Origin of the sequence: Kaistia nematophila (assembly GCF_026343855.1) — a bacterium.
Lineage (GTDB): Bacteria > Pseudomonadota > Alphaproteobacteria > Rhizobiales > Kaistiaceae > Kaistia > Kaistia nematophila.
Genome location: NZ_JAPKNK010000006.1, coordinates 231,088 through 244,545, shown reverse-complemented (window position 1 = coordinate 244,545; position 13,458 = coordinate 231,088). Strand labels below are relative to the sequence as shown.

General features: G+C 67.8%; 14 protein-coding genes. 10 read left to right on the top strand and 4 right to left on the bottom strand.

The window, feature by feature from the left end; translation table 11 throughout:
• Positions 1–66 precede the first annotated feature (66 nt).
• Positions 67–426 carry a winged helix-turn-helix transcriptional regulator gene (locus OSH07_RS15810; protein WP_266339633.1) on the top strand — a complete coding sequence of 120 codons (360 nt, stop codon included), beginning with the start codon at positions 67–69 and terminating at the stop codon, positions 424–426.
• Here the strand turns inward: OSH07_RS15810 and OSH07_RS15805 are convergent.
• Entirely contained in the window at positions 423–1,409 is a 987-nt protein-coding gene (locus OSH07_RS15805; protein ID WP_266339632.1) for a CorA family divalent cation transporter, read from the bottom strand. The genes OSH07_RS15810 and OSH07_RS15805 overlap by 4 nt on opposite strands.
• A 242-nt stretch (positions 1,410–1,651) precedes the next feature.
• Between OSH07_RS15805 and OSH07_RS15800 the strand changes: the two genes are divergently transcribed.
• Both OSH07_RS15800 and amaB read left to right on the top strand, forming a co-directional pair.
• Positions 1,652–2,935 carry an NAD(P)/FAD-dependent oxidoreductase gene (locus OSH07_RS15800; RefSeq protein WP_266339631.1) on the top strand — a complete coding sequence of 428 codons (1,284 nt, stop codon included), beginning with the start codon at positions 1,652–1,654 and terminating at the stop codon, positions 2,933–2,935.
• Between the two features lie 36 nt (positions 2,936–2,971).
• The gene (gene amaB / locus OSH07_RS15795; protein ID WP_266339630.1) at positions 2,972–4,513 is read left to right on the top strand and encodes an L-piperidine-6-carboxylate dehydrogenase; all 1,542 of its coding nucleotides are present in this window, start codon (positions 2,972–2,974) and stop codon (positions 4,511–4,513) included.
• An 80-nt stretch (positions 4,514–4,593) separates the two neighbouring features.
• Here the strand turns inward: amaB and OSH07_RS15790 are convergent, their stop codons facing one another.
• Both OSH07_RS15790 and OSH07_RS15785 read right to left on the bottom strand, forming a co-directional pair.
• Positions 4,594–4,785 carry a CsbD family protein gene (locus OSH07_RS15790; protein WP_266339629.1) on the bottom strand — a complete coding sequence of 64 codons (192 nt, stop codon included), beginning with the start codon at positions 4,783–4,785 and terminating at the stop codon, positions 4,594–4,596.
• Positions 4,786–4,845: 60 nt separating this feature from the next.
• Positions 4,846–6,051 carry an MFS transporter gene (locus tag OSH07_RS15785; protein ID WP_266339628.1) on the bottom strand — a complete coding sequence of 402 codons (1,206 nt, stop codon included), beginning with the start codon at positions 6,049–6,051 and terminating at the stop codon, positions 4,846–4,848.
• 167 nt (positions 6,052–6,218) lie between these two features.
• Between OSH07_RS15785 and OSH07_RS15780 the strand changes: the two genes are divergently transcribed.
• From OSH07_RS15780 to OSH07_RS15750, 7 genes are all read left to right on the top strand, one after another.
• Entirely contained in the window at positions 6,219–7,106 is an 888-nt protein-coding gene (locus OSH07_RS15780; RefSeq protein ID WP_266339627.1) for a LysR family transcriptional regulator, read from the top strand.
• A gap of 48 nt (positions 7,107–7,154) precedes the next feature.
• Entirely contained in the window at positions 7,155–7,757 is a 603-nt protein-coding gene (locus OSH07_RS15775) for an alpha/beta fold hydrolase (protein ID WP_266339626.1), read from the top strand.
• Between the two features lie 397 nt (positions 7,758–8,154).
• Positions 8,155–9,351, top strand: coding sequence for a substrate-binding protein (locus OSH07_RS15770; RefSeq protein ID WP_266339625.1), 1,197 nt, complete (start codon positions 8,155–8,157; stop codon positions 9,349–9,351).
• Between the two features lie 11 nt (positions 9,352–9,362).
• Positions 9,363–10,115, top strand: coding sequence for an ABC transporter ATP-binding protein (locus OSH07_RS15765; RefSeq protein WP_266339624.1), 753 nt, complete (start codon positions 9,363–9,365; stop codon positions 10,113–10,115).
• Positions 10,108–10,812 (top strand): ABC transporter ATP-binding protein, encoded by a 705-nt coding sequence (locus OSH07_RS15760; RefSeq protein WP_266339623.1) that lies wholly within the window; start codon positions 10,108–10,110, stop codon positions 10,810–10,812. Before OSH07_RS15765 ends, OSH07_RS15760 begins: the two co-directional genes overlap by 8 nt.
• Before the next feature lie 4 nt (positions 10,813–10,816).
• Positions 10,817–11,674, top strand: coding sequence for a branched-chain amino acid ABC transporter permease (locus OSH07_RS15755; RefSeq protein WP_266339622.1), 858 nt, complete (start codon positions 10,817–10,819; stop codon positions 11,672–11,674).
• A complete protein-coding gene (locus OSH07_RS15750; RefSeq protein WP_266339621.1) occupies positions 11,671–12,636 on the top strand; it encodes a branched-chain amino acid ABC transporter permease in 966 nt (321 codons plus the stop codon). The genes OSH07_RS15755 and OSH07_RS15750 overlap by 4 nt, the downstream gene beginning before the upstream one ends.
• Before the next feature lie 26 nt (positions 12,637–12,662).
• Here the strand turns inward: OSH07_RS15750 and OSH07_RS15745 are convergent, their stop codons facing one another.
• On the bottom strand, positions 12,663–13,454 hold the full coding sequence (locus OSH07_RS15745) for an inositol monophosphatase family protein (protein ID WP_266339620.1): 792 nt from the start codon (positions 13,452–13,454) through the stop codon (positions 12,663–12,665).
• Positions 13,455–13,458 lie beyond the last annotated feature (4 nt).

The following is a 13,458-nucleotide window of genomic DNA, read 5'->3' as shown; positions in this document are numbered from 1 at the left end:
CGCTTGTTCCCTGCTGCCTCCGGGGCGATATCACGCCCGACGACGCCGCAAGGACCATACCGAATCGTGACTATCCAAACGGAAAGCCCGCCGAGCGACGATGCGCCAAAGGCCTGTCGCCCCGCCGACTGTCTGGCCGAGGACTGGCTGAGCTTTCTCGGGCATCGATGGAACGCGCTGGCGCTCTGGCAGCTGACGGCGGGGCCTCTGCGCTTCACGGAGCTGCAGGCCGCGCTGCCCCGCATCACGCCCAAGGTCCTGACCGAGCGGGTGGCCGGACTTGTGGCGCGCGGGCTCGTGCTCCGGTCGGAGAGCAACCATTACCCGCGCGAGGTGAGCTACAGCCTCAGTCCGCGCGGACGCGCGCTCGGCCGGATCCTGCTCGATCTCTACGACTGGGCCGAAGCGGACGCCGCCGCCCCCTAATCGAAAAAGCCGAGGCGCTTCAACAGGAGGAGCGTGCAGACGGAGGCGAGGCCGCCGATCAGCGTGGCGCTGATCCAGCCATGCGCGCCCTCGAGAAAGGGCAAGCCGCCGGTATTCATGCCGAAGAAGCCGGTGACGAGCGTCGGCGGCATCAGCAGCGCCGTCATGATCGACAGGAAATAGAGGTGGCGGTTGCTGATCGTGGCGAGCTTCGCGGCGATCTCGTCCTGCAGGAAGCGCGCCCGATCCTGCACCTCCTGCACCTCCTGATCGAGCGTTTCGATCCGACGCAGCAACCTTTCCGCCGCCGCTCGCGAAGCGACATGGCTGTCGTCGGCATGCTCGTCCTCCGCGAATTCGCGCAGGATGCTGCGCAGGCCGGAAAGCTGGCGGTGCAGTTTCACGGCTGTGCGGCGCAGGGGCCCGAGCCGGCGCGACTCGTCGTGCAGGCTTTCGTCGAGCACCCGATCCTCGATCGAATCCGCCTCGGCGCGCGACGCCCGCAACGTCTCGGCGACGGCGCGAAGCACCTGGTCGATCATCATCTCGAACAGGGCGACGGGCCCGCCGACGACCTGCCCGCCATCGACCTTCTTGCGGGTCAGGGCGGCGGCGCGCACAGGATGGCGGCGGCCGGAAACGAGATAGCCGGGGCCGAAGGCAAAGCGCATCGGCACCGTGCGGTCGCTGTCTTCGTCGGGATCCTGCAGCGTGTCGGAGAAGCGGCCCCAGACCGACTGGGTGTCGTATTCGAGCGCCGGGTAATCGTCGGCGCTGAGCAACAGGCGGCGCGCATCCTGCCCGAGCCAGCCGACGCAGTTGACCCAGTCGCGCGCAAGCCTGTTGACGACGTCGAGATGGACCCAGAGGAACCCTTCGCCCGGCGCCGTCGGCACGATCGTATCGTCGAGCGGAACCGGGCGCGCGCGCCCCTCGCCATCGAACCGATAGGCCCAGATCACGCCGGAGGCGGGTCGCGCCATCCGCTCAGCCGGCAATGGATTTTCTGCGTGGCTCATCGATCGTGGGCAACTCGAAATCGTTCAGGCGCGGTGCCTGCCGCATCACTGCGACGACAGTCATGACAGAACGATGACAGTCCCGCAGGGCGTCATGACGCAGCGGCGGGAAGCAACCGGATTTTCATTGTCGACAGACCGCCGGCCAGCCATGATCACCCCTGCCCCTCCGGCACCTGACCGACTGGAACCTGGCGGAACCGCACATGCAGAACGACCCGCGATCGCACGGCCTCTGGGAACGCACGGCGCCCGCCGCTCCGGCCACCTCGCCGCTTCATCGCGATATCAAGGCCGACGTGGTGATCGTCGGCGGCGGCTATACCGGCCTCTCGACGGCATTGCACGCGGCGCGCGACGGGCTCGACGTCGCGCTGCTCGAAGGGGTGGAGTTCGGCTTCGGTGGCTCGGGCCGCAATGTCGGCCTCGTCAATGCCGGCATGTGGGTGATGCCGGACGATCTGCCGGCCACGCTCGGCCGTGATCACGGCGACCGCCTGCTCGACCTGCTCGGCAACGCGCCGAAGCTCGTCTTCGAGATCATCCGCAGCTACGACATCGCCTGCGAGCTGGAAACGGCCGGAACGCTGCATTGCGCTGTCGGCGACAAGGGCCTCGCCGAAATCCGGCAGCGCGCGGCGCAATGGAGCGCGCGCGGCGCGGCCGTGCGCCTGCTCGATGCCGACGAGACAGCGGCGAAGCTCGGAAGCCGCGCCTATGCCGGCTCGCTGCTCGACCTTCGGGCCGGGACGGTGCAGCCGCTCGCCTATGCGCGCGGTCTCGCCCATGCCGCGATCGGCGCCGGCGCGCGGCTGCACACGCGAAGCCCCGTCCGGCAGGCGGAAAGGGTCGCTTCCGGCTGGCGGGTGAAGACCGATCAAGGCAGCGTCACCGCGCCGTGGATCGTCGTCGCGACCGACGCCTATACCAACATGCCCTGGCCCGAGATCCGCAGCGAACAGGTTCACCTGCCCTATTTCAATTTCGCCACCGCGCCGCTCCGCGCGGAACTCCGCCGCTCGATCCTGCCCGAGCGGCAGGGCGCGTGGGACACCAAGGAGGTGCTAAGTTCATTCCGCTTCGACCGCGCCGGACGGCTGGTGTTCGGCAGCGTTGGAGCGCTGCGCGGCACGGGCGCCTCCGTCCACCGCGCCTGGGCCAAGCGGGCGCTCACAAGGATCTATCCGCAGATCGGCGACGTCGCCTTCGAGGCCGAGTGGTATGGCCAGATCGGCATGACCGACAACAGCCTGCCGCGCTTCCACAAGCTGGCGGAGAACGTCATCGCCTTCTCGGGCTATAATGGTCGTGGCATCGCGCCGGGTACGGTGTTCGGCCGCGTGCTGGCGGAGCACATCGCCGGCAGGATCGCCGAAGCCGACCTGCCGCTGCCGGTCACGCCTCCGGTCGAGGCGCGCTTGCGCCGGCTCAAGGAAGCCTATTACGAATTGGGCGCGCAGATCGCCCATCTCGCCGATGCCCGGCTCTGACCGCCGCGCGGACACCACGGAATTCGAGGAAACACCATGACGATCGCCATCAAGAACCCCCTCGCGGCCGAGGTCGACGCCCTGCTCTCCGGCCTGGGCGTCACCGCGGCGCGCACCGGCGGCACGCTCGCCGTCCATTCGCCCATCACCGGCGAGGAACTGGCCCGCCTCGCCGAGACCAGCGCCGCCGATGCCGGCAAGGCGATCGAAACGGCGCACGCCGCCTTCCTGGCCTGGCGCAGCGTGCCGGCGCCGAAGCGAGGCGAGCTGGTGCGCCTGCTCGGCGAGGAACTGCGCGCCCACAAGGCCGCGCTCGGCCGCCTCGTCTCGATCGAAGCCGGCAAGATCGTCTCCGAAGGCCTCGGCGAAGTGCAGGAGATGATCGACATCTGCGATTTCGCCGTCGGCCTGTCGCGCCAGCTCTACGGCCTCACCATCGCCACCGAACGCGGCGACCATCGGATGATGGAGAGCTGGCACCCGCTCGGTGTCACGGGCGTGATCTCGGCCTTCAACTTCCCCGTCGCTGTCTGGTCGTGGAACGCGGCGCTGGCGCTCGTCTGCGGCAACAGCGTCGTCTGGAAACCCTCCGAGAAGACGCCGCTGACAGCACTCGCGACCTCGGCCCTGTTCGAGCGCGCTCTGAAGCGCTTCGTCGCCGAAGGCGGCGCGGCGCCGGAGGGCCTCGCCGCGCTTCTGATCGGCGGACGCGAGATCGGCGAAGTGCTGGTCGATCACCCCCGCGTGCCGCTCGTCTCGGCCACCGGCTCGACCGCCATGGGCCGCATCGTCGGCCCTCGCCTCGCCGGCCGCTTCGCTCGCGCCATCCTCGAACTCGGCGGCAACAACGCCGCCATCGTCTGCCCGTCCGCCGATCTCGACCTGACGCTGCGCGGCGTCGCCTTCGCCGCCATGGGCACGGCCGGACAGCGCTGCACCTCGCTGCGACGCCTGTTCGTGCATGACAGCATCTATGACAGCTTCGTGCCGCGCCTGAAGCAGGCCTATAGCTCGGTGACGATCGGCAATCCGCTGGAGACCGGCACGCTGGTCGGCCCGCTGATCGACGCCGCCGCCTACAAGGGCATGCAGACGGCGCTGGATGCGGCGAAGGCGGCGGGCGGCAGCATCACCGGCGGGGCCCGCGTCGACGCCGACAGGGCGGCGAACGCCTATTACGTCCGTCCCGCCATCGTCGAAATGCCGGAGCAGAGCGGCCCGGTCGCGCACGAGACCTTTGCGCCGATCCTCTACGTCATGCGCTATTCGGCCTTCGAGGACGTGCTGGAACTGCACAATGCCGTGCCGCAGGGCCTCTCCTCGTCGATCTTCACCAACGATCTGCGCGAGGCCGAGACCTTCCTGTCGGTGCGCGGTTCGGATTGCGGCATCGCCAACGTCAACATCGGCCCGTCGGGCGCCGAGATCGGCGGCGCATTCGGCGGCGAGAAGGAAACCGGCGGCGGCCGCGAATCCGGCTCCGACGCCTGGAAGGCCTATATGCGCCGCGCCACCAACACCATCAATTACGGCAAGACGCTGCCGCTGGCGCAGGGCGTCAAATTCGACGTCGCCTAGGACATCGCTGCAAAAGCAAGACCCCGGCCGGTGCGAACCGGCCAGGGTCTCGTCGTTTCGTCAACGATGGAAGAAAGGCGTCAGGCCTTGTCGATGGCGCTCTTCACGGCATCCTTGGCCTTGCCGACCGCCTGCTGGGCCTCGCCCTTCAATTCCTGAGCCTTGCCCTCGGCGCGCAGGCGATCATTGTCGGTCGCCTTGCCAATGCCCTGCTTGACGTTACCGACGGCTTCGTTGGCAAGGCCCTTGATCTTGTCGCTGGTGCTGCTCATCAAATCATCCTCATGATTGTCATTGCGGGAGGACAACCGCCGAACTGGCGGATGGTTCCGCTATGAAACCGGGAAGCCGTGACGGCGCGCCGCCCACGCGACAACCAGCGTCGGCAGCAAGGCGAGGATCATGGCCCACGGAAACGAGACCACGCCGAGGCTGTCGAGCAGCACGCCACCCGCGATGCCGCCGCATGCGATGGCGAGGTTCCAGACCGTGACGACCATCGCCTGCGCGACATCTGCCGCCTCCCTGGCGGTCTTGGCCGAGGCGGTCTGGAACAGCACCGGCGCACCGCCGAAGACGATCCCCCAGACCGCGACCGCGCCATAGACCACCGCGGTCGAATGGCTCCAGAACGCCAGCGCCAGCATCGAGGCGATGAAGGCGACGATGCTCGTCAGCACCACCTCGCGCAGCCAGCGATCGATCAGCACGCCAGCGATCCAGAGGCCGCCGACACCGCCAATGCCGAAGACCAGCAGGATGCCGTCGACGCGATCGAGCAGGCCGAGCGGCGCGAGATAGGGAGCGATGTAGGTGTAGAGGATGTTGTGGGCGAGCACGAAGGCGAAGATGACGAACAGGATGGAGCGGATGCCCGGAATCCGCGCCACGGCGCTGAGCGACAGACGCTTGCCTTCCGGCTGACCCGGGAAATCCGGCACCTTGGCGAGGACCAGGCCGATCAGCACCACCGTCAACCCGCTCATGATGCCGAAGGCGAACCGCCAGCCGACCTGGCCGCCGAGAAAGGTGCCGGCCGGAACGCCGACCGAGAAGGCGAGCGGCGCGCCGATGCCGCTGATCGCGATCGCCCGCCCCGCCAGATGCGATGGCACCATCCGCGCGGCATAGCTTGCGAGCAGCGCCCAGACCAGACCTGCGGAGACGCCGGCGAAAAAGCGCGCCGCCAGCGTCAGCCAGAAATAGCCGGACATGGCCGTCACCGTATTGGTCACGGCGAAGCCGCCGATCGCGAGAAGCAGCAGGCGGCGACGGCGCAGGCCCTGCGTCGCCGTGATCAGCGGGATCGCCGTCAGCAACGAGCCGAGCGCGTAGACCGTGATCAGCTGCCCGGCCATGCTCTCGGAAACGGCGAGGCTGGCGCTGATCCGCGGCAGCAGCCCGGCCGGCATCACCTCCGTCAGCATGGTGATGAAACCGGCCATGGCGAGCGCCAGCAGGCCGGCGAGCGGGAGCGGATCGGAACGGCTGGCGACATGGCCGTCCGGCGGCAAGTCGGTTGGCGTGATGGATGTCATGAACAAGGCCTCTGCCAGAGTTGGGACCGAAGCGGAGACGGCGACGCCAGGTAACGGCGCAGTCTCGAACTCCGGGGTTCGGACGGAAGCTAGAGGCTCGCCCCTGCCCGACAAACAGGCTATAGTTCACAACACTTCCGACAATATCGTCTCGCATCGAGGAGCGAATGGACAGTCTCGGAGCGCTCGGCGCCTTCGTTCAGGCCGCCGATTCCAACGGCTTCACGGAGGCCGGGCGCAGGCTCGGCGTATCGCCGTCCGCCGTCAGCAAGGCCGTCGGACGGCTGGAGGAGCGCCTCGGCGTCCGCCTCTTCCATCGCTCGACGCGGACGATCGCGCTGACCGCCGAGGGCTCACGCTTCCTCGAGCGCTGCCGACGCATCCTCTGCGAGGTCGAGGCGGCCGAGGCCGAACTGACGCAGACGCAGGCCGAGCCGCAAGGCAGGCTACGCGTCAGCCTGCCCTCGATGGGCATCCTGTTCATGCCGAAGTTCGCGGATTTCAAGCGCCGCTATCCGCTGATCGAGGTCGAACTCGATTTCAGCGACCGGCTCGTCGACGTGATCGACGAAGGTTTCGACGCCGTGATTCGGACGGGCGATCCGGCGGATTCGCGCCTGATGGTGCGGAAATTCGGCAGCTTCCGCCGGGTTCTGGTCGCCTCGCCGGCCTATCTGGAGCTGCATGGCCGACCTAGCCGGCCGGAGGACCTCATCGATCACGCCTGCCTGATCTTCCGCTATGCGACGACCGGCAAGCTCGACCGCTGGCCGCTGCACCGCGATGGCGAGCTGCTCGCCATCGACCTGCCGACCACGGTGGTGATGAACACGCTGGAGCCGCAGATCTGCCTTGCCGAGCACGGCCTCGGCATCGCCTGCATCCCCGACCTCGCGATCCACCGCCAGCTGCAGGCCGGCACGCTCGTGACCGTGCTCGACGACTGCATGCCGGTGACGACCGGGCTGAGCGTGCTCTGGCCCTCCAGCCGCCAGCTGTCGCCCAAGCTGCGCGTGTTCGTGGATTTCGCGGCGGAGTGCCTGCTAGAAGCCTGAGCGACGCCGCGCCCGCCCATTTCCGCCATCGATCCAGAGGCACGCCCCATGACGATCTTCTTCCTCCCCGGCGCCGGCGGCAGCGCCTCGTTCTGGCGCCCGGTGTCGGATCGGCTGGACCGCGACGAAGACAGGCATTTCTTCGCCTGGCCGGGCCTCGGCAACGAGCCGGCCGAGCCGGATGTGAACGGCATCGGCGATCTCGTCGGGCGCGTGGTCGACGCGCTCGAAGAGGCCTCCGGCCCTTCCGTGCTCGTCGCGCAATCCATGGGCGGCTATGTGGCGATGCAGGCGACCCTCGCGGCGCCCGGGCGAGTCCGCAGTCTCGTCCTCGCCGTCACCTCGGCAGGCGTGCCGATGGATGAACTCGGCGCCAGCAACTGGCGCGAAAGCTATCGCTCAGGCTTCCCGCATGCGGCGCCATGGATCGGCGATCCAACGGAGGACCTGTCGACGAAGCTGCCGGAGGTGACGGCGCCCTGCCTGCTGCTCTGGGGCGATTCGGACCCGATCAGCCCGGTCGCCGTAGGCAAGAGCCTGCTCGGCCTGCTGCCGGATGCGCGCCTGCACGTCCTGGCCGGCGCCGATCACGACCTCGCCATCACCCACGCCGCCGAGGTCGCGGCCCTGATCCGCGCGCATCTCGCATAGGCGCCAATCCATCCGTTCCGATGCGGCTTCCCGAGGGCGACATCCGCGTATGACGTGTCGGCGACCACCGACCGGAGCCCGGGGACGAGCAAGCCGGCTCAACTCTCCCGAGGGATTGCGAGCAATTCTCGCCAACGCGCGACGACGGCGCGGCTTGGGCGCGGACTGCGCTTTAACGATCGCTTATTTTGTTTGATGAGCAACGATATTCGTTCGCCCAGCCGGAAGGGATCTGGCTGGGAACGCTGCGGGTCCTGGAAGTGACCGGCTCAATTCTGAGCATTTGTGCAAATTGCGGGCGTACGATCAAGACCTCTTGACTGTTAGAGTACAAATGAAATGATTTCCTCTCTGCTATCGACTTGCGAAGACAAGCGCAGAGCAAAGGGGAACGATCATGACGCGAGACAAGAACCTCATTCTGGGTGGCCGCCTGAGCCGCCGTTCCTTCATGGGCGGCGCTGCCGCACTGACCCTGCCGCTGGCGATGCCGAGCCTGGCGCGCGCCCAGGCGGCGCCCTTCAAGCTCGGCGTGCTGCTGCCGTTCTCGGGCGGTCTCGAACTCTTCGCCCAGCAAGGCATCCAGGGCGTGAAGATGGCCGTGGACGAGGCGAACGCCGCCGGCGGCGTGCTCGGCCGCCAGATCGAGATCGTCCAGGCCGACGACAAGACCGATCCGCGCACGGCCGTCGAGCGCGCCACGCAGCTGATCCGCCGCGATGCGGTCAACGCGATCGTCGGGCCCGTCACCAGCGCCAACCGCGACGCGATCAAGTCGACGATCGAGCGCGGCAAAACCCCGCTGCTCTACGCCACCGACTATGAGGGCGGCGTCTGCAGTCCGTGGATGGCCTGCTACAGCGCCGTGCCGGCGCACTTCGTCGAGCCGCTGATCCCGTTCCTCGCCGGCCGCGGCGCCAAGAGCTTCTACCTGTTCGGCGCCGACTACACCTGGCCGCAGAAGATGAATACCGCGATCCGCACCAAGATCGAGGCCAGCGGCGGCAAGGTCGCGGGCGAGGAATACACGCCCTTCGGCATGAAGGATTTCGCCCCGACCTTGCGCAAGATCGAGGAATCCGGCGCTGATTTCGTCATCCTGACGCTGCCGGGCGCCGACGGCGTCACCTTCGTCAAGCAGTTCGCCGCCTCCGGCCTCAAGGGCAAGGTCGGCGTCTCCTTCCTCGGCTTCAACGAGAACTACCTGCCGGGCTTCAGCGGAGAGGAAGCCGAGGGCATCATCGCCCCGCTGCCATTCATGCAGTCGCTCGACCGGCCCGAAACCAAGGAGTTCGTCGCCAAGCAGCAGAAGATGTTCGGCGACGACGTCGTCGTCACCTACTATGCCGACTCCCACTACGGGCTGACGAAGTTCTACCTCGACGCGGTCCGCAAGGCCGACACGGACGACAAGGCCGCCATCATGGCCGCGTTGCCCAACCAGTCGATGATGTCCGGCAATGGCGAGGTGACGCTGCGGCCGTCCGACCGGCATGTCGACCTGAACATCCTGATCGCCTCGGTGAAGGGCGGGAAGCTCGGCATGGAGGAATATATCGGCAAGGTGATCGCACCCGACCAGTGCAGCCTTTGACGAGGTCTTCCGTGACCGTCGACTTCCTGAAAATTGACGGATTGCGCAAGAGCTTCGGCGGCATCCATGCCCTGCAAGGGGTGAGCTTCACGCTCGGGGCCGCCGGGATCAAGTGCATCGTCGGACCGAACGGTTGCGGAAAGAGCACCCTGTTCAACGTGCTCACGGGCGTCCTGACCCCGAGCGCCGGCACGGCGACGCTGGCCGGACGCCGCATCTCCGGGCTCGCCGCCCACAAGGTCAGCCGCATGGGCGTCGGGCGCAAGTTCCAGGTGCCCGGCGTCCTCGCCGACCTCTCCGTCATGGAGCACATGGAGATCGCGCTTGCCGCCCGCGCCACGGGCGGCAAGGTGTGGCGGACGCTACGCTGGCGCGGCAACCGGGCCGAGGCGATCGCCATGCTCGACGAGGCCGGTCTCGCCGACTATGGCGACAAGCTCGCCTCGCAGCTGCCGCACGGCATCAAGCAGCGCCTGGAGATCCTGATGCTGGTCGCGCGCGGCATGAAGCTGCTGCTGCTCGACGAGCCGACCGCCGGCATGACCGCCACCGAGACGCAGGCGACGATCGACCTGATCCGCCGGATCAACCAGACGACCGGCGCGGCGATCCTCGTCATCGAGCACGACATGACCTTCGTGCGCAGCCTCGCCTGCCCGCTGATCGTCATGATGCGCGGCGAGGTGCTGCGCGAGGGCAGCTATGACGAGGTCCGCGCCGACCCGCATGTGCGCGCCGCCTATCTCGGAGACCGCCATGCTTGAGATCAACGCAGTCCGCGCCGGCTATGCCCGCGGCGCCGACGTGCTGAAGGGCATCGACCTCACGGTCGCGCCCGGCGAGCGCCTCGCGATCATGGGGCGCAACGGCATGGGCAAGACCCTGCTGGCGAAGACCATCATCGGGCTGATCAAGCCCTCCGCCGGCGCGATCACGCTCGAAGGCAAGCCGATCGGCGGCCTGCCCGCCCACCGGATCAGCAACATGGGCGTCGCCTATGTGCCGCAGGGGCGCGAGATCTTCGGCGATTTCTCGATCCTCGAGAACCTGCGCATGGGCGTGATCGGCAAGCCCGGCCTCGGGCTGGAGCATCTCGACCAGATCTATCACTGGTTCCCGATCCTGCGCGAGCGCCACGCCCAGCGCGCCGGCACGCTCTCGGGCGGCCAGATGCAGCAGCTCGCCATCGCGCGCGCGCTCATCGGTCGGCCGAAGCTGCTGCTGCTCGACGAGCCGTCCGAGGGCATCCAGCCCAACATCGTGCACGAGATCGCCGAGAAGCTCGCCACGATCAGCGCCACCGAGGGGCTGACCGTCGTCGTCATCGAGCAGAATTTCGAGATGGTCGAGATCCTCGCCGAGCGCGTGGCCTTCCTCGAGAACGGCCTGATCACCGGCGAGAGCCCGACGGCGCGGCTGATCGCCGACCCTGAGCTCATCACGCAGAACATGGGACTTTGAAGCCATGGTGTCCTTGTTCGGACTGGCGCTGGATGCCCTGAACTACGTATCGGTGCTGCTGCTGGTGTGCGTCGGGCTGGTCGTCATCTTCGGCCTGATGCAGGTCATCAATCTCGCCCATGGCGAGTTCTTCCTGCTCGGCGCCTACACGGTTCTGGTGGCGCAGGGGTTCGGCGTACCGTTCTGGCTCGCCGTGCCGATCGCCTTCGTCGCGGTCGGGCTGGTCGGCCTTCTCTGCGACGCGGCCATCCTCCGCTTTATCTATGACCGGCCGGTCGACACGATCCTCGCCACCTGGGGCCTCTCGCTTGCGATCCGGCAGGCGATCGTCATCGTCTTCGGCCCGCAGTCGCAGCAGGTCGCCGCACCGCTGACGGAACCGGTGCAGCTCTTCGGCGTCGCCTATTCCTCCTACCGCCTGGTGGTCATCCTGATCGCCATGCTGGTGGCGCTGGCCGTGTTCCTCGTGCTCTACCGCACGTCCGTCGGCCTCGCCGCGCGCGCCGCCATGGCCAACCGGCAGATGGCGCAGTGCCTCGGCATCAACATGCGCCGGCTCGACCGCGCCACCTTCAGCGTCGGCGCCGGTCTCGCCGGCCTCGCCGGCGCGGTGATGGCGCCGCTGATGAGCGTCGATCCGCAGATGGGCATGGGCTTCGTGCTGCCCGCCTTCCTGTCGATCCTGGTCGGCGGCGTCGGCAGCCCGGCCGGCGCGATCTGGGGCTCGATCGTCATCGGCAGCTCGACGACGCTGGTGTCCGCCTGGTGGACGCCGGTGATCGCGCAGATCGTGGTGTTCCTGCTCGCCATCGTCGCGATCCGCTTCCTTCCCACCGGCCTGTCGGGACTGCGCAGAAAATGACCCTTCGTCTAATTCCGACCCTGGCGGTCTGGGTGGTGCTCGCGGCGCTGCCGACGGTGCTCGGCCTGTGGGAACTGGCCATGTTCGGCCAGTTGCTGATCTACGGCATCGCCGCAATCAGCCTCGCCTTCATCTGGGGCCAGGGCGGGCTGGTCAGCTTCGGCCAGGCGCTGTTCTTCGGCGCCGGCGCCTATGCGATGTCGCTGACGGCGAAGGGCATGCTGCCCGGTATTCCCGAATCCCCCTGGCTCGGCCTGTTGCTCGCCGTCGTCGCCGGCGCCGTGTTCGGCGCGCTGACCGGCGTCGCGCTCTTCTTCGGAAAGGGGCTGCGCACGGCCTATTTCGGCATCATCACCATCGCCGCCGCCGTCATCGCCGAACGCGTGACCACCAACTGGCGCTATATCGGCGGCTTCAACGGCCTGCTCGACGTGCCGCCTCTGCCGCTCCCGGGCGGGCTCGACAGCGCCGATCCGCTTGCCGGCTACCTGCTGGTGCTCGGCTTCGCGCTCCTCGCTTTCCTCTTCCTGCTCGCCGTCGAGCGCTCGCCCTTCGGCACGGTGCTGCGCGGCATTCGCTGCGACGAGCGGCGCATAATGAGCCTCGGCTATTTCGTACCGCTCTGGAAGGTGATGGCGCTCGCGCTTTCGGGCGGCGTGGCCGGCCTCGCCGGCGGCCTGTTCGCGGCCCAGTTCGCCTTCGTCTCGCCCGCCGTCATCGGCCTCGCGCTCTCGACCGAAATCCTGATCTGGGCGGCGGTCGGCGGCAAGGCCGTGCTGATGGCGGCCTTCATCGGCGCCATCTTCGTCAAATACATGGAAGGCTACCTGTCGGAGACGATCGGAAACTACTGGCTGCTCGTCACCGGCATCGCCTTCATCGCCGTCGTCGTGCTCTTCCCGGAAGGCTTGCTGGGGCGGATCTTCAAGCTGCCGCCGCCGGCGCGCCTGCGCCGCGACTAACACCCGTGCCGCAGACCCTGCCGCGCCTAGAGGGCGGATCGAAGCGGCAGGATGCGCTCCATCGCCTCGCGGATCGCCGGCGTGCTCGCGAGAACGGCATTGCCGTTGAGCAGGCCGCCGCCGGCGGTGAAATCGCTCGTCCAGCCGCCGGCCTCCTCGACCAGCAGCAGGCCGGCGAGCACGTCCCAGCTGTGCAGGAACAGCTCGCAATAGCCGTCGATCCGGCCGCAGGCGAGCTGGGCGAGGCCGATCGCGGCGGAGCCGTTCTGGACGAAGGCGAAGCCGTTCTCCAACAGCCGGCCCACCAGCGCGACGTAGTCGACAAGCGGACGCTTCGATGAATAGCCGGCATCGATCAGGGCGTCGGTCGGGCCGCGGGTTTCGCGTACCCGGATCGACCGCCCGTTGCAGGTCGCGCCAAAACCGCGCCGGGCGACGAACATCTCGTCGAGGATCGGGTTATAGACAACGCCGCTCTCGGTGCGGCCCTCCGCATGGAAGGCGATCGACATGGCGAAATGCGGGATCCGGCGCGAGAAATTCGTCGTGCCGTCGATCGGGTCGATCACCCAGAGATTCGCGGCCTCCCCGCCCCCCGATTCCTCGGTCAGGATGCCGTCCCCCGGAAAGGCCTGACCGAGCCTTCCGATCAGGAAGCGGTCGATCTCCAGATCCGCCTCCGTGACGAGATCATGCGCGCCCTTCTCCGTGGCGCGGATGCTATCGCCCGCCTCGAAGTAGCGCCGCGCGATCGCACCGGCCTCGCGGGCGATTTCCTGGGCAAAGGTGTGTCGGCGGGCAATCTCGCTGCTATGCATGGTG

What these genes read in the sequence shown, in the direction of transcription:
- OSH07_RS15805 (WP_266339632.1), bottom strand. Translation starts at nt 1,409, where the DNA reads ATGGCGCGACCCGCCTCCGGCGTGATCTGGGCCTATCGGTTCGATGGC.
- OSH07_RS15800 (WP_266339631.1), top strand. Translation starts at nt 1,652, where the DNA reads ATGCAGAACGACCCGCGATCGCACGGCCTCTGGGAACGCACGGCGCCC.
- amaB (WP_266339630.1), top strand. Translation starts at nt 2,972, where the DNA reads ATGACGATCGCCATCAAGAACCCCCTCGCGGCCGAGGTCGACGCCCTG.
- OSH07_RS15790 (WP_266339629.1), bottom strand. Translation starts at nt 4,785, where the DNA reads ATGAGCAGCACCAGCGACAAGATCAAGGGCCTTGCCAACGAAGCCGTC.
- OSH07_RS15785 (WP_266339628.1), bottom strand. Translation starts at nt 6,051, where the DNA reads ATGACATCCATCACGCCAACCGACTTGCCGCCGGACGGCCATGTCGCC.
- OSH07_RS15780 (WP_266339627.1), top strand. Translation starts at nt 6,219, where the DNA reads ATGGACAGTCTCGGAGCGCTCGGCGCCTTCGTTCAGGCCGCCGATTCC.
- OSH07_RS15775 (WP_266339626.1), top strand. Translation starts at nt 7,155, where the DNA reads ATGACGATCTTCTTCCTCCCCGGCGCCGGCGGCAGCGCCTCGTTCTGG.
- OSH07_RS15770 (WP_266339625.1), top strand. Translation starts at nt 8,155, where the DNA reads ATGACGCGAGACAAGAACCTCATTCTGGGTGGCCGCCTGAGCCGCCGT.
- OSH07_RS15760 (WP_266339623.1), top strand. Translation starts at nt 10,108, where the DNA reads ATGCTTGAGATCAACGCAGTCCGCGCCGGCTATGCCCGCGGCGCCGAC.
- OSH07_RS15755 (WP_266339622.1), top strand. Translation starts at nt 10,817, where the DNA reads ATGGTGTCCTTGTTCGGACTGGCGCTGGATGCCCTGAACTACGTATCG.
- OSH07_RS15750 (WP_266339621.1), top strand. Translation starts at nt 11,671, where the DNA reads ATGACCCTTCGTCTAATTCCGACCCTGGCGGTCTGGGTGGTGCTCGCG.
- OSH07_RS15745 (WP_266339620.1), bottom strand. Translation starts at nt 13,454, where the DNA reads ATGCATAGCAGCGAGATTGCCCGCCGACACACCTTTGCCCAGGAAATC.